The organism is Streptomyces griseus (genome assembly GCF_900460065.1).
GTDB lineage: Bacteria > Actinomycetota > Actinomycetes > Streptomycetales > Streptomycetaceae > Streptomyces > Streptomyces griseus.
The window spans coordinates 40,515-62,392 of record NZ_UAVD01000029.1; the positions used below are offsets into that span (position 1 = coordinate 40,515).

Here is a 21,878-nt window from a genome sequence, read left to right on the forward strand (position 1 = left end):
GGGCGGCCGGCCGCCATGGCGCAGCAGACCCGAAGGGAAGAGCGGGCGATGACGGACGGCGGATCCCAGGGCTTCGACCTGGCTCGGCTCCTCGCCGAGCGCGGGGCCGAACGGTACGACCTGCACACGCGCCACCTCAACCACCAGCTGCCGCGCATGCTGCGCACCATCGGCTTCGACAAGGTCTACGAGCGGGCCGAGGGCGCCTATTTCTGGGACGCGGAGGGCGACGACTACCTCGACATGCTCGCCGGGTTCGGCGTCATGGGCCTGGGCCGCCACCACCCCGTCGTCCGCCGGGCCCTGCACGACGTCCTGGACGCCCAGCTGGCCGACCTCACCCGCTTCGACTGCCAGCCGCTGCCCGGACTGCTCGCCGAGAAGCTGCTGGCCCACAGCCCGCACCTGGACCGCGTCTTCTTCGGGAACAGCGGCACGGAGGCGGTCGAGACGGCGCTGAAGTTCGCCCGCTACGCCACCGGGAGGCCCCGGGTCCTCTACTGCGACCACGCCTTCCACGGACTCACCACCGGCTCCCTCTCGGTCAACGGCGAGAGCGGCTTCCGCGACGGTTTCGCCCCGCTGCTCCCCGACACGGCCGTCCCGCTCGGCGACCTGGACGCGCTGCGCCGCGAGCTGAAGCGGGGTGACGTCGCGGCCCTCGTCGTGGAGCCCGTCCAGGGCAAGGGCGTGCACGCCGCGCCGCCCGGCTATCTGCGCGGGGCGCAGGAACTGCTGCACCGGCACAAGGCGCTCCTGATCGTCGACGAGGTGCAGACGGGCCTCGGCCGGACCGGGGACTTCTACGCCTACCAGCACGAGGAGGGGGTCGAGCCCGATCTGGTGTGCGTCGCCAAGGCGCTCTCCGGCGGCTATGTGCCCGTCGGCGCGACCCTCGGCAAGGACTGGATCTTCCGCAAGGTCTACTCCTCGATGGACCGGGTCCTCGTCCACTCCGCGAGCTTCGGCTCCAACGCCCAGGCGATGGCGGCCGGGCTCGCCGTTCTGACGGTGATGGAGGACGAGGAGACCGTCGCCAACGCCCGGCGCACCGGTGACCTGCTGCGCGAGCGGCTGGCGGCCCTGGTGGACCGCTACGAGCTGCTGCACGAGGTCCGCGGGCGCGGGCTGATGATCGGCATCGAGTTCGGCCGGCCCGCCTCGCTCAAGCTCCGCGGCCGCTGGACCATGCTCCAGGCGGCCCGCAAGGGCCTCTTCGCGCAGATGGTCGTGGTGCCGCTGCTCCAGAAGCACCGGATCCTCACCCAGGTCTCCGGCGACCACCTGGAAGTGATCAAGCTGATCCCGCCGCTGATCATCGGGGACGCCGAGGTGGACCGCTTCGTGACGGCCTTCACGGCCGTGATGGACGACGCGCACAGGGGCGGCGGACTGATGTGGGACTTCGGCCGGACGCTGGTCAAGCAGGCCGTGGCCCAGCGCTGAGCGGCTCCCGCGCGCGAGCCGAGGGGAATTGCCTCTGAGGCAAGTTATTTGCCTCAGAGGAAAGATCCTGGCCCAATGGAGGCATGAACCCTCCGGACGAAGGGGTGCCGGACGAGCTCCCCGGCGTCGCACCCCGACTGCGCGACCTGCGCCGCGATCGCGGTCTCACCCTGGAGACCGCCGCCGGCCGGGCCGGACTCTCCCCGGCCCACCTCTCCCGGCTGGAGACCGGCCGCAGGCAGCCGTCGCTGCCGATGCTGCTGGGACTCGCCCGTATCTACGGTACGACGGTCTCCGAACTGCTCGGCGAGCAGCCGCCCGAACGGGACGCGATCGTCCGCGGCGGCGGCTTCGAGGGGGCGGAGGCCGACGGCTGGATGTACCGGCAGGCAGGCGGGTCCGGCCGCGCGATGCAGGCGCTGCGGGTACGCGTCCCGTACGGGGCCCAGGGCGACCTGGTCCGGGTCCATCCCGGCGAGGAGTGGCTGTACGTCCTGGAGGGGCGGCTGCGGATCGGGCTCGGTGACACGGTCCACGACCTCGAACCCGGCGACAGCGCCCACTTCGACTCGCTCACCCCGCACCGGATCGCGGCGGTCGACCGCTGCGGCGCGGAGCTGCTGTTCGTCCACTCCCTGCTCCAGAGCCCCGCCGCCGAGCTGTGCCTCGGCAACGCCCTGCACGCGCGCTGACCGGCCGCCCCGCCGGTTCCACCCTTCGCTCCACCGGCCGCGAGGCCGACAGAGAGGACCGTCATGTCCGATTCCGAGCACTACGACCCGCTGGGTCCCGGCCGCCGCGAGAACGAGGACCCGCAGGAGAAGCGGATGCCGCGCGGTGTCATCATCCGGCTTTTCGCCTACCTGGTGGCCGGCCACGTCATCGCGGGCTTCCTCTACCTGCTCTTCGTGGTGGCCGGGAGCAAGTGACGGCGGCCGGAGTACCGCCCGACCCGGACGGGTCGCCCCGTCCGGGTCACCCCTGGTCGAGCAGGCGCTCGCGCAGCCGCTCCCGGGTCTCGGGGGAGAGCCCCAGCCCCTCCGACAGGTAGCTGTCCGTCGTTCCCCAGTTCTCCTCGATCGTGGTGAAGGCCGCCGCGAGGTAGTCGGGCCGCGCCCCGAAGAGCGGGTCCAGCAGCTCCAGCACCTCGGGCGACATGCCGGTGCCGGACGCGTCGGAGCGCTTCACGGCGTAGCGGCGGTGGAGGTCGTTGGACTTGAGGTAGTCCTCCTCGATCGCCTCCCGCTCGACGCCGACCGCCAGCAGCGCCACCGCGATCGAGAGGCCGGCCCGGTCCTTGCCCGCCGCGCAGTGCATCAGGGCGGGGACGCTGTCCTCGGCCAGGGAGTGCAGCACCCGGCTGTGCTCGGCGGTGCGGTCCGTGATCGTCGCGCGGTACATCCGGACCATGCGGTCGGCGCCCTTGCCGTTCGCCAGGACCGAGCGCAGCTGCTCGATGTTCCCGTCTCTCACCAGCCGCCAGAACTCCGCGCCGTCGGCCGGGTCCGAGAGCGGAATGCTGACATTGCGGACGCCGGTCAGCTCGATGTCGAACCCGTCGAGCCGGTGGTCGGCGGAGTGGCGGAAGTCGAAGATCGTGTGCAGCCCGAGCCCGTCGAGGAAGGTCGCGTCCTCGGCCGTGGCGTGCGCCAGGTGGCCGCTCCGGTAGAGCCGCCCGAAGGCGGTGCGCCGACCGTCCGTGGTGGGGAGCCCGCCCACGTCGCGGAAGTTGCGGACTCCGGTCAGTACGGTCTCCGTCGGCGGGACCTGCGGCACCTGTTGCGTCACGGTGGCTCCTGGGATCTCGGGCGTCGGCGCGGCTCGCCGGCGAGGGCGTTCCCGTGACGATACGACATCGATTCATCGGAAAAGCATCATGGTCGCGCGCCCCGGTGCGGGGTGGGGGGCGGTCGGGGTGATGGTGTGTCAGGGGTGCGGGCGACCCCATGTCCGTATTGGTGCATTTCGCAGAACATGCCCCGCTAATGGGGGAGATGGCATTCCGGAGGTGAGCGGGATCATAACCGTGACGGACCGTGGTGAGCGTGCCCCGGCGCATTCCCGTTGCCCGCACGGAAATCCAAGATCCGTAATCCACGGAGTGTGACGGGAAATTCGGGCCGCTGCCGAATCGATGATTCCGATGCGCAACCGATGGCTTGTTCCGCTCGTCCTCACTCGTTTACGGTCGCCGCAATCCGGACGGACCGCCTAATCCTGCCGCCGCCCGGAATTCGCACCCACCCACTCACGTGTGGCAGGAGCGGGGGAACCAGGTAAGCCGCCGATCCGGAGCGATCCGGACCGGCTCGGGGTGAAGTCGCCGCAACGCGACCGGGCATCTCCAGCCCGAACCCGACAGCTCACCTCGCAGGCGCCGGAGAGGAACTTCCCATGCCCGCAAAGGGTAAGCACCGCCGTCCGAAGTCCGGCCCGATCTCCCGCGGCGTCCTCGTCGCGGGCACCGGCGGCGCCGCACTCGCCCTCCCGCTCCTCGGCGCCACCGTCGCGAGCGCCGCGGACCAGGCGGCTCCGGCCGCGAAGCCCGCCGCCGCCTCGGTCGCCGCCGCGCACACCGCCCCGGCCGCCGCCCCCGCCGCGTCGAAGGCCGCCCCGAAGACGTACGCCGTCGTCTCCGGCGACTACCTGGCGAAGATCGCCGCCGAGCACCAGCTCAAGGGCGGGTGGGAGAAGCTGTACCAGGACAACCGCTCCACCGTCGGCGAGAACCCCAGCCTGATCCACCCGGGCATGAAGCTGACCCTCGGCGCCAAGGGCTCCGCCCCGGCCGAGAAGCCCGCCGCTGCCGAGGCCGCCCCGAAGAAGGCCGCCCCGAAGAAGGCCGCCCCCGAGAAGGAGGCCCCGAAGGCGGACACGGTCTCCGCCGACGACACCGAGGGCTCCGCCGCGGCGGGGACCGGCTCCTCCGAGGCCACCGGCTCCGGCTGGTCCGCCCCGCTGGCCAACGCCAACGTCACCACCCAGTACCGGGCCTCCGGCGCCAGCTGGTCCAGCGGCTACCACACCGGCTCGGACTTCCAGGCCGCCTCCGGCACCCCGGTCCTCGCCATCGGCCCGGGCACCGTGGTCTCGGCCGGCAACAGCGGCTCCTACGGCAACGAGGTCGTCATCAAGCACGAGGACGGCATGTACTCCCAGTACGCCCACCAGTCCTCGCTCAACGTCTCCGTCGGCCAGACCGTCACCGGCGGCCAGCAGATCGGCCTCTCCGGCTCCACCGGAAACTCCACCGGCCCGCACCTGCACTTCGAGGTCCGCACCGGCCCGAGCTACGGCTCGGACGTCGACCCGATCGCCTACCTCCGCCAGCACGGCGTCTCCGTCTGACCGAGTACGGCGAGAAGTGTCCGAGGGGCGGTGCGCGGCGGCGCACCGCCCCTCTCCTTATTCCGGCTTTACCAAAAACTGACCGGGTGGTCTATCTCACCACCCGTCAACCCCGTATTACGGTCGCGTAGGTCACATCACGCGATGCAGGATAAGTGCTTGTGGCAGACGATTCGAGAAACAACCAGCAGCACACCATCGGGTCGTACGCGGCGATTGGCGACAGTTTCACCGAGGGCGTCGGCGACCCCGGCCCCGGCGGAACCTATCTCGGCTGGGCGGACCGCTTCGCGGTGCTCCTGGCCGACCGGCTCCCGGCCCCCGAAGGGGCGACCGGCCCCGAGGACTCCCCGCACGGGTACTTCCGCTACGCCAATCTCGCCGTACGAGGACGCCTCCTCGACCAGATCGTCGAGGAGCAGATCCCGCGCGCCAAGGAACTGGCCCCCGACCTGGTCAGCTTCTGCGCGGGCGGCAACGACATCATCCGGCCCGGCACCGACCCCGACGACCTCGCCGAGCGCTTCGAGCGGGCGGTCGCCGACCTGAGCAACGCCGTCGGCACGGTCATGGTCACCACCGGCTTCGACACCCGGGGCGTTCCGGTGCTGCGCCACATGCGCGGCAAGATCGCCACGTACAACGTCCACCTCCGGGCCATCGCGGACCGCTACCACTGCCCCGTGCTGGACCTGTGGTCGCTGCGATCCGTGCAGGACCGGCGCGCCTGGGACGCCGACCGGCTGCACCTGTCGCCCGAGGGCCACACCCGCGTGGCGCTGCGCGCCGCCCAGGTCCTCGGCCACGACGTGCCCGCCGACCCCGACCAGCCCTGGCCGCCGCAGGCCCAGCGGAGCCCCTTCGACGCACGGCGCGACAACATCCAGTGGGCCCGCGAGTACCTCGTGCCCTGGATCGGCCGGCGCCTGCGGGGCGAGTCCTCCGGCGACCACATCGAGGCGAAGCGCCCGGACCTGCTGCCCCTGTAGCCGGTCTCAGGGCTCCAGCAGGGGCAGCGCACGCCGGGACGGGCCCGGCACCACGAGCCCGTCCGGCGGCGTGTCCGCGCCCCCGGGGTGTGCGGCCGGTATCCGCTCCAGGACGCCGCCCGCGAACACGTCGTACAGCGGCAGCGACTCCAGGTGCACATAGCCGATGTGGCAGTCGCAGACGGCGAGCGGGCAGGCCCGCGGTCCGAGCGCCCGGCGGTAGCTGCCGTCGTAGAGACTGCCCAGCTCCGCCTTGACGAAGTGACAGCGCCGCACCGTGCCGTCGCCGTCCACCGAGATCACCGACTCACCGGTCCGGCAGGGCAGTCCCGCCGAACGGTGCGGGTGACGGCTGTAGGGGAACAGCGGATCCAGTTCCGTCCACCGCGCCGCCTCCTCGTCGGTGTACGTGCGCCCCTCGGCGGCGTTCACCCAGAGATAGACCTCCCCCGGCAGGTCCGACCGCAGCCGCCGCGCCTCGTCGAGGTGTTCGTCGAACCCCACCACCCCCACGCTGAAGCGGATCTTCTGCGCGGACAGCTCGCGACACTTGCCCAGGAACCGCTCGTACGGTGTCTGCCCCGGGTGGTACGTGCACCAGAGCGCGATCCGCTCCGGATCGGCGTCCGCCAGCCAGTCCGTACGGCCGCTCAGATTCGTCTGGATCGCCACCCGCCGGATGTGCGGCAGCCGGGAGAGCTCGGTCAGCGCCCGCCGGTACCAGGAGCGCACCAGGCCCTCGCCCCACGGGGTGAACAGCACGGACAGCCGGTCCCCGGTCTGCTCGGCCGCCCAGCGGGTGAACCGCTCCAGAGCCTCCCGGTCCGACGTTAGCTGCGCCCGGCTGTCCCGCCGCTTGGCGAACGGGCAGTACGGGCAGTCGTAGTCGCAGGAGGCGAGCGGCCCCCGGTAGAGAATCGTCAGGTCCACGGCCCCGTCACTTCCGCTCGTACGCGGCCATCGCGGCCCGCACCCCGGGGGAGAACAGCGCGGGACCCAGCGCGTCGGAGTGCGCGAGGCCCGACGGGGACAGCCTCAGCAGCCCGTCCGGCGCCGACGCGTCCAGCCAGCCCCGGGCCGCGAACCCCGCCAGCTCGGCCGGGAAGTCCGCGCCCGGATCCGTGCCGAACCGGGCCCGGTAGTCCGCCACCGGCAGCCCCGCCGCCTGGAGCAGCGACTGCAGCAGATGCCGCCGGCGCGCCTCGTCCGCGTCCACGTAGCGGCCGACCTCGGCCCGGGAGAAGTCCTCGGTGGCGGTGAAGCGGTCGATGATCGACCGGATCTCCCGCATCTCCACCGCGTAGTCGAAGGAGTAGTGGAGGGCGGAGGTGTACGAACGGGCGCCGCAGCCCAGACCGATCATGCCGTCCGTCTGGCAGGCGTAGTCCTCCGGGCCCTCCTGCTCACGCGGGGCGTCGGCCCGCCGGAACATCCGCATCGACACCTGCTCGTAGCCGTGCGAGAGCAGGTGGTCCCGCCCCACCGCGTACAGCCGCAGCCGCTGCTCGTCCCAGGCGGCGTCCTCCAGGGCCCGCGCCTCGGGGCCGGTCACGGCCGGGCCGAGGCGGTGCAGACCGGTGAGCGGGCGCACGTACAGCGGATAGAGATACAGCTCCTCCGGCCGCCAGGCCAGTGCCGCGTCCAGTGAGGCGAGCCAGCTGCGCTCGGTCTGCCCGTCGATGCCGTAGATCAGGTCGATGTTCAGCACCGGGATCCGGGCGTCCCGGATCCGGCCCAGCGCGGCCTCCACATCGGCGCGGCGCTGCGGACGGACGGCAGCCCGCGCCTCCTCGTCCACGAAACTCTGCACGCCGATGCTGATCCGCGTCGTGCCCCGGTCGGCCAGCACCGCCAGCCGGTCGGCGGTGGCGGTGGCGGGCGAGGTCTCCACGGACAGCGGCACCGCGCCCAGGTCGGCGCCCATCCGCTTCTCCGCCGTGTCGCAGAGCCGCTCCAGCTCCCCGGCGGTCAGGAACGTCGGCGTGCCGCCGCCGAACGCCGCCGCGGCGAACCGCACCGGCTGCTCGTCGCCCAGCGCGTCCCGCACGGAGTCGGCCTGCCGCTCCAACGCGTCCAGATAGCGCGTCGTCAGCTCCTCGGGCGCGCCGATCCTGGTGAAGAGGTTGCAGAAGCCGCAGCGGACCTCGCAGAACGGTATGTGGAGGTAGAGGGAGAGCGCGTCCTTCGGCTCCGCCGCCCACAGCGCCCGCAGGGACGGGCGGTCCTCCAGCGGACGGTAGGCCGTCTTGTGCGGATAGGCGTACACGTAGCTCTCGTACGGCCGGACTGCGGGCGGCGCGGGGGTACCGGCGGTGACGGTCATCGGGCGGCCCCCGGTCCGAGCGGTGCGGGTGGTTCGAGGAAGAAGTGGGCGTAGGGGACGGTCCAGACGGCGGGGTGGCCGAGCCGGTGGCCGGTGTAGCCGTCGTCGCCGTAGGCGGTGCCGTGGTCCGAGCAGACGATCGCGAAGCACCGGCGACGGCTGCTCGCCGCGGCGAAGAGGCGGCCGATGTGCCGGTCCACGTACTCCAGGGCCGCCGCGTGGGTGGCCCTGGAGTCGCCGGCGTCCCGGGTCGCCCCGGGGAGGTGGAACCAGTTCGGCTGGTGCAGGGCGGACACGTTCACGAAGAGGAACAGCCGCTGCTCCCGGGGGAGCGCCGCGACGACCCGCTCCGCCCGGGCGACCTGTTCCTCGAACGAGGTGGGCGAGGCGACGCCGAAGCCGGGCTCCCAGTGACTCTCCTGGAACAACCCGGGCAGCACGGAACCGAGCGGCCCCCGGCGGTTGAAGAAGCCGACCCCGCCGACGCACACCGTGCGGTAGCCCTCGGCGGCCAGCCCCGACACCAGGTCCGGCGTGTCGAACACGAACGTGCCGTCCGCCGTCGTCTCACTGCCCGCGAACCGCGCCGCGAACAACCGGGGATGCGGCCCCGGGGATGCGGGCGTCGGGAGGAAACCGGCGAACATCGCCTGGTGCGAGGCGTAGGTGAAGCTGCCCGGAGCGTGCCGCTCCTCCCAGCCGCCGCCGGGCAGGTGCCGGGCGAGGTTCGGGATGCGCCCGGCGGCCGCCAGCTCGACGGCGACGTCGTACCGCAGGGTGTCCAGGGTGACCAGCAGCAGATCGTGGCTGCCCACGACCTCACCCATGTCGGGCCGGCCGAAACCGTCGGGCGGCGAGGGCGTGTCGGGGTCAGGAAGAGGTGACGGCACGGTGGTTCCTTGCTCGGTCCAGTACGGCGGCGACCTGCGCCGCGTAGGTGGTGAGGCCCTCGGCGCCGCTGCCCGGCAGACCGGTCAGTCCGGGCAGCAGATCGCCGAAGGCGTTGACCTCGCCGACGGCGAAGCGCCGCCAGCCGGCCGTGGGCAGGAGGTCGACGCCCACGCAGGGCGTCCCGGGGAAGCAGGCCGCCGCCCGCTCGCACATCGCCAGCGCCTCGCGCCAGCAGCCGCCGGCGGCCGCGACGGCGGCCCGGACCTCGTCGAGGTCACCGCGGGCCCCGCCCAGATGCAGATTGGTCATGGGGCTCGTGCTCGTCCGCACGACGGCGTGCGTCGCCCGGCCGCCGACCACCACGATCCGCAGGTCCGCGGCCCGACCCCGCTGGGACGCCTTCGGCAGCCAGCGTTCGATGTGCAGCCCGTCCGGGGCCAGCGCGTCCACGACCGCGCCGACCTCCGCCTCCGAGGTGTAGCGCCGCACCCGGAGCGAGTTGAACAGCCGGCCCGAAGCGTCCCGCTCCACGGAGGTGCTCGCCCGGACCCGTCCGGGACCCGCCGTCTCCACCGCCAGCACGCCGGAGGCGGAGGAGCCGTGCGCGAGCTTCACGAAGGCCCGGGGCATCCGGTGCTCGCGCAGCAACTCCCGCACGTCGCACCAGCCCCGCACCGGGGCCGCCCCCGGACCGGAGGTCGGCGAGGCGGGCACGGGGACCCCCGCCCGGTCGAGCAGCCCGTGGCACAGCCGCTTGTCGAAGAGGACGGCGATGTCACCGGGGGAGCCCAGCACCTCGGAGCCGGCGGCCGAGGCGGCCCCCGCCACCGTGTCCACCGCCGCGGTGAAGCGCGCGTACCACCGGGCCGAACCCTCCACCCGGGTCGGATCGTCCACCCCGCGGAGCAGCCGTTCCACCTCGGCGTCCTCACCGGGCGAGTCGATCCGTACGCTCTCGCCCGCCGCGAACACCGCCTCGCCGCGCAGCACACGGAGCCAGGGCACCACCCGGGCGGGCGGCAGCCCGGCGGAGCGCACGGCCTCCTCGAAGAAGGCGACCCGGCGGTTCTCCGGATTGCCGACGACGGCGAAGCGCGGCACCGGACCGCCCCCGCCGCTACTCACTGACCGCGACATAGCGTTCCGGTTCGTCGTCCTCGTCGTCCGGGTCCGCGTAGTCGTCCTCGGCCTCACCGGCCTCCACGACGGCTGGGGCGCACGCGGCCCGGACCCGGTCCAGCACCGGCTCGGTGAGGTAGTGGTGGCGCAGGTCGAGCGTGGCCAGGTGGCTCAGCGGCTGCCCGTTCACCAGGGCCTCGCCGCCCGCGTCGCTCAGGGTGCCCATCGACAGCGCCAGGGTCTCCAGTTGGGCGACGACGGGCGCGGAACCCACCGCGACGGCGATCTCGTCCTGGATCTCGCTGTTCTGCAGCCCCAGATGGCGCAGCCGGGGGAACACGCCGCCCGACAGGAGGGGCCGGATGTCCTCGACCGTGGCGTCTCCGCCGTACCAGGAACTGCCGAACCACAGGTCGAGCCGCTCCAGCGCGGGCAGCTCGCTGGCGGCGACCGACCGCACCAACGAGCCGGGCAGACCGCCGGACTCGAAGCGCAGCGACGTCAGCGCCGCATGGCGCAGCGGGCGCAGCCCCAGCCCCTCCTGGCCGCAGCCGCGCACGGCGAACTCCTCCAGCAGCGGCAGCGCTTCGAGCACCGGGGTGACGTCGCACATCCGCAGCCAGGACACCTCGCACTCCTCGCCCACCACATCGGCGAGGAAAAGGCCGCGCAGGGCCGGGAAGCGGTCCGCGTGGGCGACGATCAGCTCCATCACCGGGGCGAACGGCGTGTAGTCCTGACGCCACCAGGGGCCGATGAGGAGCGCCCGGACCCGGGTCGTGTCCACCGTCTCCAGGAACTGCTCCCACAGGGCGGGGAAGTCCACGTCCTCGTCGTAGGCGCACTCCAGCCGCCAGGCCACGGAGTCGGCGGCGGGCGGCGTCGCCCCGGAGGACGGGGTGTGGACCGGCAGTCCGTGGAAGCGGTCGAGGTGCTGGATGCCGAGATGGGTCATGACGCCTACTCCGAGACGGCGGTGTAGCGGCCCTCGGCGCCCCGGTCGCCCCAGGGTTCGCGCTTCTGGGCGAGATCGACCCGCACGCCGTGCGGCTCCAGGGCGCCTCGGACCCGCTCCGCCATCGCGTCGGTGAGGAAGTGGTGGTGGAGATCGAGGAGTTCCAGGTGGGTCAGCGGCTGTCCTTCGAGGAGGGCGGCTGCCCCTTCGTCGCCCAGCGTCCCGTTCGACAGGTCGAGCACCCGCAGCTGGGCGACGACCGGGGCCGAGGCGACGGCCGACGCGATCTCGTTCTGGATCTCGCTGTTGCGCACGCCGAGGTGGTTCAGCCGGGGGAAGCGGGTGCCCGCGAGCAGCGGAGCGAGGTCGGTGAGGTTGGTGTTGCCCTCGTAGGCGGACACACCGAGCCAGAGGTCGAGCCGCTCCAGCGCGGGCAGTTCGCTGTCCAGCACACCCCGCACCACCTCGGCGGGCAGACCGCCCGCCTGGACGGTCAGCGCCCGCAGCCGCTCGTGCTTGGTCGGCGGGAACACCAGCTCCGATCCGCCGCGCACGCCGAACTCCGTCAGCCCGGGGAAGGCGGCGAGCAGCACGGTCACGTCGGACTGCTGGATCCAGGTGATCTCGGCCTGCTCGGCCTCCAGGTCCCCGACGAACACCGCCTCCAGCGAGGTCAGCCGGTCGGCGGCGGCCATCACCAGACCGATCGGCACGGAGGAGGTCTCCTCGTACGCCTCGCCCCACTGACCGATGACCAGGGCCCGGACACCGGCCGGGTCGACCTGCTCCAGGAAGTCGGCGAACTCCTCCTCCCAGGGCCGGTCGTCGTCGTACGGGTCGACGGAGACACGCCAGGCCACGGCGTCCGCGGCGGGCCGGGGGCCGCCTTCGGACGTGTGCTGGAAGTCGACGACCGGAAGGCCCCCGAACTCGTGCAGATGCTGCGCACCGTACATGGCCCTGAACTCCTGATCCTGGGGACGGCTGATGTCCGCAAGGTTTATCAAGCCGCACTGACAACGCCGCGACCGGGACCCGTCCACGACGGTCGCACCGGCTCGTTGTCAGACCCTGCCCGTAGCGTTTTTCGCATGGTCGGCACAGCGGGTGCCGCTACCGAGGGGAGACGTCTGTGTACCGCCAGGGCGATGTACTGATCATGGAGTTGGAGGAGTCGGCGGTGCCCGCTCCCTTCCTGGAGGCCCCGGGCGAACTGCGCGACGGGCGGGGGCGGCTGGTGCTCGCGCTGGGGGAGGTCACCGGACACGCGCACGCCGTGCAGGGCCCCGGCCGGCTGATCCGGGAAGCGGGCCGGTTCGGCCCGATGCTGCTCCATCTTCCCGAGGGCGGGCGGGTGGTGCACGAGGAGCACGCGGTGATCCCGCTGCCCAAGGGCTGGTTCCGCGTCGTGCGCCAGCGGGAGTACGCCCCCGGCGCGATCCGCGTCGTCGCGGACTGACCGCGCGGCCATGCCGGAGCGAGCAGGGCTTTCCAGAACGAGCACGGCTTTTCGGAGCGAGCACAGCAGGGGACGGGGACAACCGATGCAGAACGTGAATTCCTGGCGGAGCGTGGCGGCGGCGACCGGCCGGGCGGACCGGGCGGCGGCCGAGGCCGGAGTGCGGCGTGCCTATCGCACCGCGGGCCTGGCCGAGCCGGACCGGATCATCTGGGCCGCGTCGCCGCGGGCCGCCGTCGAAACGGTGGAGAAGCTGGCGGACGCCGGACGGTCGGTGCGCGAGGAGGTCCGGACCCGCCCATGGGCCGAGGAGCGCCGCCGGATGTACGACGAGCTGGGGCCGGCGGGCTGGGCGGCGCTCTGGTCCGCCACCGGGGCCCAGCTGTGGGAGACCACGGGCGCACTCGCCGAGCGGATACGGACCGGTGTCGTCGCGGACCTGGCCCCGCGGCCCGGGGACGAGAGCGCCGTGCGGCTGGTGCTCCTGGACGCCGTGCTCGGCCAGCACGACGCGGCCTGGCTCGCCGCCTTCGACGGGCGGGGCGAGCGGCTGAGGGGCCTCGCCGAGGTGGCCCGCAACGCAGGCTGGTGGTGGCCCTACGAGCACGCCGTGGTCATCACCGAGCGGCCCGACGTCCTCCACCGCGACGAGGCGGGCCGGCTCGACCACGGCGAGGGACCGGCCCTCGCCTACGGGGACGGGTTCGCCCTCCACGCCTGGCGCGGCATGCCCGTTCCCGCCGCGTTCCTGGACGAGCTGTCCTCCCTCACACCCGAGCGGATCCGCGCCGAGGAGAACGCGGAGCTGCGCCGCGTGATGCTGGAGTACTACGGCTACGACCGGTATCTCACCGAGTCGGGCGCCGAGCCGGTCCACCGCGACGAGACGGGCATCCTCTGGCGCATCGCCCTCGCCGGCGACGAGGACGTGGTGATGGTCGAGGTGGTCAACTCCACCCCCGAGCCGGACGGCACGTACCGCACCTACTGGCTGCGCGTGCCGCCCGCCACCCGGACCGCGAAGGACGGGGTCGCCTGGACGTTCGGTCTTGACGGTGCGGCCTACGCACCGGTGCGCCAGACCTGACCAGGGGCGCGGTCGGGTCGGCGGGGCGGACGACGCGGTGCCCGGTGCGTGCCGGGCGTTCGCGCATGCCCACCAGCCGGGCACGACCGTCCGCGGGGCCCGTCCGTCAGCGTCCGTCAGCCGCGCGCGGACGGATCGGCGCCGTGGGGTTCGGCGTCCGGCGGACCGTTCAGCTCCGCCGGGTCGATGCCCAGCTCACGGGCGAGCGCCTCGTCGGTCCACCGCAGCATCGTGGCCCGTGAGAGCGGACCCGCGTACGAGGTGGTCTGCACCGCCATCCCGTCCAGCAGGGCGGTCAGCCGCCAGGCCGCCGACCGGGGATCCGCGCACCGGAACTCCCCGGCCGCGGCACCTTCCTCGATGACCTGGGCCAGTTCCGCCTTCCACTGCTGGTCGAGGTCGCCCGCGACCTCCCGGAGGGCGGGATCACGCAGGGCGGCGGCCCAGCCCTCGATCCACAGCCGCCACCCCTTGGCCTGCCCCGTCGGGGCGTACCACCGGACGGCCGTCCGCAGCCTGCGTACGGCGCTGGTGCGGCGGGCCAGCAGCTTGCGGAGATGGGCGAGATCGGCCTCGGCCGCGTACGCGAAAGCCGCCGCGACCAGCTTCTCCTTGGTCGAGAAGTGGTAGAGGACGAGCGCGTTGCTCACTCCCAGCACCGAGGCCACGTCGGCGATGCGCACGGACGAGACCCCACGGGCCTCGATCTGTCCGACGGTCGCCCGCAACAGCTCCTCACGCCGCTCCGCCACGTTCAACCGGACTCTAGCCACCGGGTCAGCCTAACCAATACGCCAGGTCAGCGACGGTGGTGCCGCGTCCGGCGGAGGCGACGGCGGATACGGCGCACCGGAATCCTCCGGACCGCCCGGACGTTGCATCCTGCATGACGCGCATCGAACCGGCACAGGAAGCACTGCTCCGTCTCTTCGCCGAGCACGACGGGGGAGTCCTCGTCACTCTGAAGCGGGACGGACGCCCCCAGCTCTCGAACGTCAACCACGCCTTCTACCCCGAGGAGCGGGTCGTCCGCGTCTCGATCACGGAGGGCCGCGCCAAGACCCGCAACCTGCGGCGCGACCCCCGGGCGAGCTACCACGTCACCAGCGACGACCGCTGGGCCTGGACCGTCGCCGACGGGACCGCCGAACTGACCCCGCCCGCAGCGTCGCCCGACGACGCCACGGTGGAGGCGCTGATCACGCTCTACCGGGACGTCCGGGGCGAGCACCCCGACTGGGACGACTACCGGCGGGCCATGGTCGAGGACCGCCGGGTGCTGCTCACCCTGCGCATCGACCACGTCTACGGGCAACCGCGTGGCTGACGTCGCCGACGGCCGGGCCGGTTGCCCCGTTCAGCATCTTCTGCGCTCGCCCTGTCGTACAGGCCGACCATAATGAGACGACACCGACTCCCTCAGGAGATGTTGTGACCGGCGCTGACTACTTGCTTCCGTTCCGCACGAAACTGCGCTCGATGCGGACCGAGTCCTTCGGGGCCGATCCGGCCGGAGCGCGGATGGAGCGCATCCGCCGCTCGCCCCATTTCGTCGACGGAGCCTTCCAGAACCCGGTGGGGGCGCGGACCAGGCCCTCCGGGTCCACCGTCGAGTTCGCCAAGATCTACTTCCACAAGGAACAGCGGGCCCGCAGAACGCCGACGGGCACCGTGCCCGTCCACGCCACGACCCTCGCCGATCTGGCGACGCCCCCCGCCAGCGGGCTCCGGCTGACCTGGATGGGCCATTCCAGCGTGCTGGCCGAGATCGACGGACGACGGATCCTGTTCGACCCGGTCTGGGGCGAGCGCTGTTCCCCGTTCCCCTTCGCCGGACCCAAGCGCCTGCACCCCGCCCCGCTGCCGCTGGCCGCGCTCGGGTCCGTCGACGTGGTCGTCATCTCCCACGACCACTACGACCACCTCGACCTGCCGACGATCCGTGCCCTGGCGGGCACCGACACGGTCTTCGCCGTGCCCCTCGGGGTCGGCGCCCATCTGGAGCGCTGGGGCGTCCCCCCGAACAGGATGCGCGAGCTCGACTGGAACGAGACCGCGACCGTCGCCGGAATCAGCCTGACCGCCACCCCCGCCCGCCACTTCTGCGGTCGCGGGCTCCGCAACCAGCAGCACACCCTCTGGGCGTCGTGGGCCGTCACGGGTCCCGAGCACCGGATCTACCACAGCGGGGACACCGGCTACTTCCCCGGCTTCCGGGACATCGGGGCAGAGCACGGGCCCTTCGACGCCACCATGATCCAGATCGGCGCGTACTCGGAGTACTGGCCGGACATCCACATGACCCCCGCCGAAGGCATGCGCGCCCACCTGGACCTCCAGGGCGGCCGCCCGCACGGCGTTCTCCTCCCGATCCACTGGGGCACCTTCAACCTGGCCCCGCACGCCTGGGCGGAGCCGGGCGAGTGGACCAAGGACGCCGGCGAGGAGGCCGGGCAGACGGTGGCGTTCCCCCGGCCGGGCGAACCCTTCGAGCCGGCGGGGAAGCTGCCGACCGCCGCCTGGTGGCGCGGGGTGTCCCAGCCGATCGCGCACCCGTGGCGGCGCCCGCGGGGCGCGGAGAGTGTGTCCGAGACGAGCAGGGGCGACATGGACTTCGCGGGCGAGCGGTGACTCCGGTTCGAGGACGGGCCCCGATGTGCCGTCCGCCGTCGGTCGCCCGCTTGTGACAGGACCGCGACAGACGCCCCGGACGGCGCTCCACTACGCTGACGCTCGAACCGGCGCGGGCCTCGACGGAGCGCCGATTCCCTTACGGTGAGGGCGTGTTGTGCCATGTCCTCGGACTTGGCAGCCGCCCGTGGGGCGCACGCGCGACCAGCTAGGGGTGACTGTCGGCATGTCCCATCCGGACCAGGGTCCGAGCCCGGTTCCGCACCCGGCCGGCGCCCGGGGGTGGTCGGCCGGGCCGCCGCCGGTCCGCCCGCTGGGGTCGGGTGATCCGGCCACCGCGGGCCCGTACCGGCTGGAGGGCCTGCTCGGTTCGGGCGGCATGGGCCGGGTCTATCTGGCGCGCACCCCGGCCGGCAGCCCGGTCGCGGTCAAGATCGTGCACCGCGAGTACGCGGCCGACGCGGCGTTCCGCAAGCGGTTCGAGCAGGAGGTGGCCGCGGCCCGGCGGGTGCAGGGCCTCTACACGGTTCCGGTCGTCGACGCGGATCTCGGCGCCGACGAACCGTGGCTGGCCACGGCGTACGTCCCCGGGCCGGCCCTGCACGACGCGGTGGCCGCGCGGGGGCCGCTGGAGGCGGAAGCGGTGCTGGCGCTGACGGCGCAGGTGGCCGAGGCCCTGCAGTCCATCCACGCGGCCGGGGTGATCCACCGCGACCTGAAACCCTCGAACATCCTCCTCAGCGCCGACGGGCCCAAGGTCATCGACTTCGGGATCGCCCGGGCCGCGGACGTCACCTCCGTGACGAGTACGGGCATGCTCGCCGGGACGCCCGGCTACATGGCGCCCGAGTACATCAGGGGCGAGAGCCTCACCGAGGCCGTCGACGTCTTCGCGCTCGGCGCCATCGCCGCTTTCGCCACCACCGCACGGCCCGCGTTCGGCGGCTCCGGGCACGGTGTGCTGTACCGCGTTCTGGAGCAGGACGCGGACCTCGAAGGGTGTCCCGAGCCGGTGCGGACCGTGGCCGCCCGCTGTCTGGCGAAGGACCCGCGGGACCGGCCCGGGCTGACCGAGGTCATCCGCCTGTGCCGCAACGCCGACGCGGCTGCCGACGCCGGCTCCCCGGCTGCCGTCCTGCCTCCGCAGCGGACCGTCCTCGATCCCGTGGCCGCGTTCCACGACGCGGCCACCGCGCCCGCCGCGCCGCAGGGGCGGAGCCCGCAGCGGGGACAGAACCCGTCGCCGGGCGCGGTGACCGTACCCGATCCCGCGCAGGCCGTACCTCCCCCGGGCACACCGCCGATCTCCACGCCCGGACTGCTGGGCTGGCTCGGGGTACTGGCCGTGGTCGTCGTACTGATCGCCGTGCTGCTGCCCGACGACCCCTCGAAGGGCGACGCACCCACCGAGATGGCGCCGACGGCCACCCTGGGCGGCTACCCCCGGGGCGAGGGGCCGGAAGGCGTGGTGTTCAGCCCCGACGGCAGGACCATCGCGACGGGTGGCAAGGACGGCAAGGTACGGCTGTGGGACGTGGCCCGCCGCAAGGTCCGCGCGACCCTGGCCCTGCGTCCCGCGCCCGGCCGCACCACGGTGTCGGTGACCGCGGTCGCCTTCAGCCCCGACGGGCGGCTGCTGGCCGCCGGGACGAGCAGCAGTTTCGCGGCGCTGTGGGACGTGGGCCGGCGGCGACAGGTCGCCACCGTCACCACCGGCGACTACGGCGCGAACACCCTCGACAGCGTGGAGTTCAGTCCCGACAGCCGGCTGCTGGCCACGGCCAGTGCGGACGGCGCCCACCTCTGGAACGCGGTGCCCGGCCCGGACCTGGGTAAACGGATCACGGTTCTCGGCGACGAGATGCAGACGCAGCAGGTGGCGTTCAGCCGTGACGGGAGGACGCTGGCCACCGTGGGCCACCTCACCGACCGGAACCCCGGCTCCCAGGGGGTCGTGCGCCTGTGGGACGTGGCCCGGCACAAGCTGCGCAAGGAGCTCTACACCGCCGAGGAGGCGTACGGTCTGTCGTACAGCCCCGACGGCGAGACCATCGCCACCGCGGCCAAGGACCGGAAGGTCCAGTTGCTGGACGCGTCCGACGGCCGCTCCACGGGCACCGTCGACGAGACGACGGTCGTGCCGGTCCAGAGCGTGCAGTACGGGCCCCGCGACTCCCTCCTCGCCGTGTTCAGCGGTGAGGAGGTCAAGGTCTGGGACGTGGCCGAACAGAAGCTGAAACACCGGCTGGTGGGAAACAACTGGAACGTCCAGCACCTGGCGTTCAGCCCCGACGGCACGCTCGTCGCCTCGGCGAGCTCCGACGGAGTGGTCCACCTGTGGAAGCTCCCGCGGTCCTGACCGGAGCCCCTGAGGGCCGCCGCCGGGGCTCCGGCGGCGGCCCCGCGCCGGTCAGGCCGGCCGGGTTGCCGCGTAGGCGTCGATGGCGGCCCGCTGATACTCGGCCAGGCCCGGTGCGATGGCCTCGTACACGGCGCGCCACTGCTCGTTGTCCACGCAGGAGCGCCCGATCGAACGGAACTCGTCGGCGGAGACCGGGTGCAGTTCCGTGAGGGCCCGGTACTGGCCTTCGATCTCGGTCTGTACGGGCCCGGCGTCGGCCGGGGTGCCGGCGGCCATGTGCTCGGCCAGCCGGATCATCAGCGCCGTGCGCTCGCGCTGTCCGGCCTCGACCTCCACCGGGGTCATGGCGGCGGCCCGTCGGCCGGTCTCCTCGGCGAGGCCGGGGAAGTCGCGCAGGTTCTCCTCGTACAGGGAGGGCTGAACTCCCGCGAACAGGTTCTCCGGCCGGTTGATGGCGGTCATGGCGGTACCGTCCTTTCTGGACTGCTCCAGTTCGGCGATCGTGCGGGAGACGGTCGCGGCCAGGGTGTCCAGCCGGTCCCGTTCGGTGAGCAGCCGTCGATGGTGTCCGCGCAGGGCCTCCACCGTGTCGACCCGGTCGGCCAGGACCCTGCCGATCTCCGGCAGTCCGACGTCCAACGCCCGCAGTACGAGGATCTGCTGGAGCAGCAGGAGTTGGTGCTCCTCGTAGTAGCGGCGGCCGTTGGAGGCGATGCCGGCCGGGGGCAGCAGACCGATCTCGTCGTAGTGCCGCAGGGTCCGGGCGGTCACCCCCGACATCCGGGCGACCTCGGAGATCGGCCAGTCCTTCGCCACGTCCTCACTCCCTCACGAGCGCCTCACGGGGCCGGTTCCTCCGGCCCCGGTCATGACCGTAGAAGCTGCCGCAGCGGCAACTTCAAGTCCGCGTCCGGGCCGGTCGGAGGACCGGCCCGGACGCGGCGGCCGGTCTCGGCACCGGCCCTCCGTGACGGTGACGGAGAGGCTCACCGTGATGTTCTCCAGCACCGACTCGGGCTCCGGCGCGACACGCCCGGACAGAACGGGGCGTCGACGTCCTCGGCCGTGACCTCGAACAGGTCCACGGACGGGTCCGGGTCCTCGTCGTGGGGGTCTCTCGCATCGCCGACGTACACGATGCCGCCCGCGACGCAACGATCGGCGGCCGGCGGGCGTCTCACCGGGTGTGATGGATCTTCCCGAGACCATGAGCTTCGCCGACACCGAGGACGAGGACGAGCGCGTGCGATCCGGCCCGCTGTGGCGTCATGCGCTGTGGGCGGCGATCGTGACCGCCGCCGGCCTGACGCTGGGGTGGCTGGGCGCCCTGTTCCGGATCGGCCCGGAGGAGTACGGCCTGCCGCCCGCCGCCCCGGGAGCGCTCTGGCCCTATCTGCTCGCCTGGGCCGTGATCGGCCTGGCGCTGGGCGCCGTCCTGCGGTTCGTGGCGGCCAAGGTGCCGGTCTACGCCCCGTCCGAGGTCCTCCTCGGCACGGTCATGATCGGCACCCGGCTGTCCCTGGGCTGGCGGCCGGAGCCCCTCGAAGTCGCGGGCCTGGCCGGGGCGGCGCTGCTCCTGGTCGCCTTCTGGTGCGCCGTCGCCCTGCGCGGGGCGGCCGTCGTGTCCCGGGAAAACCCTTAGGTTCCCCGCCCGCGAGGTCCCGTCCGGCCCGCGGGGCCCGTCCGACACGCCGCGGACTCGGGCGCCGGTGACGGGGGAGAGGCCGGGCGCGCGGGGCACACTGGGGCAACCCCCGCATCCCCGTACGAAGGAGCGTGCCGTGGCACTCACCCGTGACGAGCGCGAACAGTTCCTCGCCGAACCCCGAGTCGCCGCCCTGTCCGTCGCGTCGCCGGGCAGCGACCGGGCCCCGCTCAGCGTTCCCATCTGGTACCAGTACGCACCGGGCGGCGACGTGCGCATCCTCACCGGACGCACCTCCCGCAAGGCCGAACTGATCGCGGCGGCGGGCCGGTTCACCCTCCTGGTCGACCGGCTGGAGCCGACCATCCGCTACGTCTCCGTCGAGGGACCCGTCGTCGACACCCGTCCCGCCACGCGCGCGGACCTGGAGGAGGTGTCGGCACGCTACCTCCCGGCGGAGAAGGTCGCCGGCTACGTGGACTTCGCCTGGCAGAACCACGGCGAGCAGGTGGTGATCACCCTGCGCCCCGAGCGCTGGGTCAGCTCGGACCTCGGCCAGGTCTGAGCCCCGGCCGCCCGGCCCGCGCGACGGGGTCCCGCCCTGGCGGGCCGGACCGGGGCGCCCCGCCATGTGTGGGCGACACCGGCACGGGGGAGGCGCGCCCCATGCACTCCTGGACTCTCGACGACATGCCCGACCTCTCCGGCTCCACCGCCGTGGTCACCGGCGCCAACAGCGGCATCGGCGCGGTGACCGCCCTCGTCCTGGCCCGCTCCGGCGCGCGCACCGTTCTCGCGTGCCGCGACCCGGAGCGGGGACGGCGGGCCGTGGACGCCGTCCGCCGGGCCGCGCCCGGTTCGGACGCCCGGCTCGTCCGCCTCGACCTGGCCGATCTGAGCAGTGTGGCCGAGGCCGCGGAGGCCATCGCGAAGGAGGTCGACGGGCGGCTCGACCTCCTGGTGAACAACGCCGGCGTGATGGCCCTGCCGCACCTCCGTACGGCGGACGGTTTCGAGATGCAGTTCGGCACCAACCACCTGGGCCACTTCGCCTTGACCCACCGGCTCCTGCCCGTCCTCGGGGTCCTGGGGCCGGCGCGCGTGGTGACGCTCTCCTCGCTCGGGCACCGCATCGGCCGTATCGATCTCGGCGACCTCGACGCCGAGCGCGCGTACAGCAAGTGGAGGGCCTACGGCCAGTCCAAGCTCGCCAACCTGCTGTTCACGAACGAACTGGACCGGCGGGCCCGCGCCGCGGGCCGGAACCTGGTCGCGCTCGCGGCCCACCCCGGCCTCGCCGCGACGGAGCTGGGGCAGGCCGGGCCCCGTCTGGCCGGGCGGAACTGGGCGGCGAGGCTGGAGCGCGCCTCGCGTCTGTACACCCAGCCGGCATCGGCGGGGGCCCTGCCCGTGCTGTACGCCGCGCCCCTGCCGGACGCGCCGGGCGGCTCCTACTACGGCCCAGCCCGCCTGGGCGAGACCCGGGGAGCCCCGGCGCCCGCCCGGTCGTCGCGGCGCGCCCGGGACCCGCTGATGGCACGGGCGCTGTGGGACGAGTCGGCCCGGCTCACCGGGCTGGACGCCGACGCCGTGTGACGCCTCCCCGGTACGGGGCGGCCGGTG

General features: G+C 73.1%; 22 protein-coding genes and 1 riboswitch. Of the genes, 13 read left to right on the plus strand and 9 right to left on the minus strand.

Annotated elements, in window-relative coordinates; translation table 11 throughout:
- Nucleotides 1–48 precede the first annotated feature (48 nt).
- From DTB53_RS20100 to DTB53_RS36880, 3 genes are all read left to right on the plus strand, one after another.
- Nucleotides 49–1,446, plus strand: coding sequence for an aspartate aminotransferase family protein (locus DTB53_RS20100; RefSeq protein WP_042495631.1), 1,398 nt, complete (start codon nucleotides 49–51; stop codon nucleotides 1,444–1,446).
- A gap of 83 nt (nucleotides 1,447–1,529) precedes the next feature.
- Nucleotides 1,530–2,138, plus strand: a complete 609-nt coding sequence (locus tag DTB53_RS20105; protein WP_003964844.1) for a helix-turn-helix domain-containing protein — start codon at nucleotides 1,530–1,532, stop codon at nucleotides 2,136–2,138.
- A gap of 63 nt (nucleotides 2,139–2,201) precedes the next feature.
- Nucleotides 2,202–2,375, plus strand: a complete 174-nt coding sequence (locus tag DTB53_RS36880; protein WP_003964843.1) for a DUF6126 family protein — start codon at nucleotides 2,202–2,204, stop codon at nucleotides 2,373–2,375.
- A gap of 46 nt (nucleotides 2,376–2,421) precedes the next feature.
- Here DTB53_RS36880 and DTB53_RS20110 read toward each other — a convergent pair whose 3' ends face one another.
- Nucleotides 2,422–3,234 carry a tyrosine-protein phosphatase gene (locus DTB53_RS20110; protein ID WP_042495627.1) on the minus strand — a complete coding sequence of 271 codons (813 nt, stop codon included), beginning with the start codon at nucleotides 3,232–3,234 and terminating at the stop codon, nucleotides 2,422–2,424.
- 443 nt (nucleotides 3,235–3,677) lie between these two features.
- Nucleotides 3,678–3,838: riboswitch (cyclic di-AMP (ydaO/yuaA leader) on the plus strand.
- 2 nt (nucleotides 3,839–3,840) lie between these two features.
- Between DTB53_RS20110 and DTB53_RS20115 the strand changes: the two genes are divergently transcribed.
- Together DTB53_RS20115 and DTB53_RS20120 are read left to right on the plus strand one after the other, a co-directional pair.
- Entirely contained in the window at nucleotides 3,841–4,794 is a 954-nt protein-coding gene (locus tag DTB53_RS20115) for a M23 family metallopeptidase (protein WP_003964841.1), read from the plus strand.
- Between the two features lie 161 nt (nucleotides 4,795–4,955).
- Nucleotides 4,956–5,783: an SGNH/GDSL hydrolase family protein gene (locus DTB53_RS20120; RefSeq protein WP_042495625.1), complete on the plus strand. Its 828-nt coding sequence runs from the start codon at nucleotides 4,956–4,958 to the stop codon at nucleotides 5,781–5,783.
- Between the two features lie 6 nt (nucleotides 5,784–5,789).
- On the opposite strand, the gene DTB53_RS20125 is transcribed toward DTB53_RS20120, so the two are convergent.
- The 6 genes from DTB53_RS20125 to DTB53_RS20150 are packed head-to-tail and all read right to left on the minus strand — an operon-like array spanning nucleotide 5,790 to nucleotide 12,027.
- The gene (locus tag DTB53_RS20125) at nucleotides 5,790–6,713 is read right to left on the minus strand and encodes an STM4011 family radical SAM protein (RefSeq protein WP_012378201.1); all 924 of its coding nucleotides are present in this window, start codon (nucleotides 6,711–6,713) and stop codon (nucleotides 5,790–5,792) included.
- Between the two features lie 7 nt (nucleotides 6,714–6,720).
- Nucleotides 6,721–8,106, minus strand: a complete 1,386-nt coding sequence (locus tag DTB53_RS20130; RefSeq protein WP_012378200.1) for an STM4012 family radical SAM protein — start codon at nucleotides 8,104–8,106, stop codon at nucleotides 6,721–6,723.
- On the minus strand, nucleotides 8,103–8,933 hold the full coding sequence (locus DTB53_RS20135) for an STM4013/SEN3800 family hydrolase (RefSeq protein WP_012378199.1): 831 nt from the start codon (nucleotides 8,931–8,933) through the stop codon (nucleotides 8,103–8,105). Before DTB53_RS20135 ends, DTB53_RS20130 begins: the two co-directional genes overlap by 4 nt.
- A 43-nt stretch (nucleotides 8,934–8,976) precedes the next feature.
- Nucleotides 8,977–10,134 (minus strand): STM4014 family protein, encoded by a 1,158-nt coding sequence (locus tag DTB53_RS20140; RefSeq protein WP_042495620.1) that lies wholly within the window; start codon nucleotides 10,132–10,134, stop codon nucleotides 8,977–8,979.
- Nucleotides 10,115–11,071: an STM4015 family protein gene (locus DTB53_RS20145; protein ID WP_012378197.1), complete on the minus strand. Its 957-nt coding sequence runs from the start codon at nucleotides 11,069–11,071 to the stop codon at nucleotides 10,115–10,117. Before DTB53_RS20145 ends, DTB53_RS20140 begins: the two co-directional genes overlap by 20 nt.
- 5 nt (nucleotides 11,072–11,076) lie before the next feature.
- Nucleotides 11,077–12,027: an STM4015 family protein gene (locus DTB53_RS20150; RefSeq protein WP_012378196.1), complete on the minus strand. Its 951-nt coding sequence runs from the start codon at nucleotides 12,025–12,027 to the stop codon at nucleotides 11,077–11,079.
- Nucleotides 12,028–12,203: 176 nt separating this feature from the next.
- On the opposite strand from DTB53_RS20150, the gene DTB53_RS20155 reads away from it, so the two are divergent.
- A complete protein-coding gene (locus tag DTB53_RS20155; protein WP_003964833.1) occupies nucleotides 12,204–12,530 on the plus strand; it encodes a DUF8820 family protein in 327 nt (108 codons plus the stop codon).
- A gap of 85 nt (nucleotides 12,531–12,615) precedes the next feature.
- Entirely contained in the window at nucleotides 12,616–13,617 is a 1,002-nt protein-coding gene (locus DTB53_RS20160; protein WP_012378195.1) for a DUF6745 domain-containing protein, read from the plus strand.
- Nucleotides 13,618–13,733: 116 nt separating this feature from the next.
- Here DTB53_RS20160 and DTB53_RS20165 read toward each other — a convergent pair whose 3' ends face one another.
- Nucleotides 13,734–14,390 carry a TetR/AcrR family transcriptional regulator gene (locus tag DTB53_RS20165; protein WP_012378194.1) on the minus strand — a complete coding sequence of 219 codons (657 nt, stop codon included), beginning with the start codon at nucleotides 14,388–14,390 and terminating at the stop codon, nucleotides 13,734–13,736.
- A gap of 113 nt (nucleotides 14,391–14,503) precedes the next feature.
- Here DTB53_RS20165 and DTB53_RS20170 point away from each other — a divergent pair, with 113 nt between their 5' ends.
- The 3 genes from DTB53_RS20170 to DTB53_RS20180 all read left to right on the plus strand — a co-directional run bounded on the left by DTB53_RS20170 (nucleotide 14,504) and on the right by DTB53_RS20180 (nucleotide 18,607).
- Nucleotides 14,504–14,944 carry a PPOX class F420-dependent oxidoreductase gene (locus DTB53_RS20170; RefSeq protein ID WP_003964830.1) on the plus strand — a complete coding sequence of 147 codons (441 nt, stop codon included), beginning with the start codon at nucleotides 14,504–14,506 and terminating at the stop codon, nucleotides 14,942–14,944.
- Between the two features lie 104 nt (nucleotides 14,945–15,048).
- The gene (locus DTB53_RS20175; RefSeq protein ID WP_012378193.1) at nucleotides 15,049–16,248 is read left to right on the plus strand and encodes an MBL fold metallo-hydrolase; all 1,200 of its coding nucleotides are present in this window, start codon (nucleotides 15,049–15,051) and stop codon (nucleotides 16,246–16,248) included.
- Between the two features lie 226 nt (nucleotides 16,249–16,474).
- Nucleotides 16,475–18,607 (plus strand): WD40 repeat domain-containing serine/threonine protein kinase, encoded by a 2,133-nt coding sequence (locus tag DTB53_RS20180; RefSeq protein ID WP_012378192.1) that lies wholly within the window; start codon nucleotides 16,475–16,477, stop codon nucleotides 18,605–18,607.
- A gap of 51 nt (nucleotides 18,608–18,658) precedes the next feature.
- Here DTB53_RS20180 and DTB53_RS20185 read toward each other — a convergent pair whose 3' ends face one another.
- Entirely contained in the window at nucleotides 18,659–19,426 is a 768-nt protein-coding gene (locus tag DTB53_RS20185; protein ID WP_012378191.1) for a MerR family transcriptional regulator, read from the minus strand.
- Between the two features lie 373 nt (nucleotides 19,427–19,799).
- Here DTB53_RS20185 and DTB53_RS20195 point away from each other — a divergent pair, with 373 nt between their 5' ends.
- From DTB53_RS20195 to DTB53_RS20205, 3 genes are all read left to right on the plus strand, one after another.
- Nucleotides 19,800–20,252, plus strand: a complete 453-nt coding sequence (locus tag DTB53_RS20195; RefSeq protein WP_012378190.1) for a hypothetical protein — start codon at nucleotides 19,800–19,802, stop codon at nucleotides 20,250–20,252.
- 139 nt (nucleotides 20,253–20,391) lie between these two features.
- Nucleotides 20,392–20,820, plus strand: coding sequence for a pyridoxamine 5'-phosphate oxidase family protein (locus tag DTB53_RS20200; protein WP_012378189.1), 429 nt, complete (start codon nucleotides 20,392–20,394; stop codon nucleotides 20,818–20,820).
- A gap of 101 nt (nucleotides 20,821–20,921) precedes the next feature.
- Nucleotides 20,922–21,851: an oxidoreductase gene (locus DTB53_RS20205; RefSeq protein ID WP_012378188.1), complete on the plus strand. Its 930-nt coding sequence runs from the start codon at nucleotides 20,922–20,924 to the stop codon at nucleotides 21,849–21,851.
- Nucleotides 21,852–21,878: the final 27 nt, after the last annotated feature.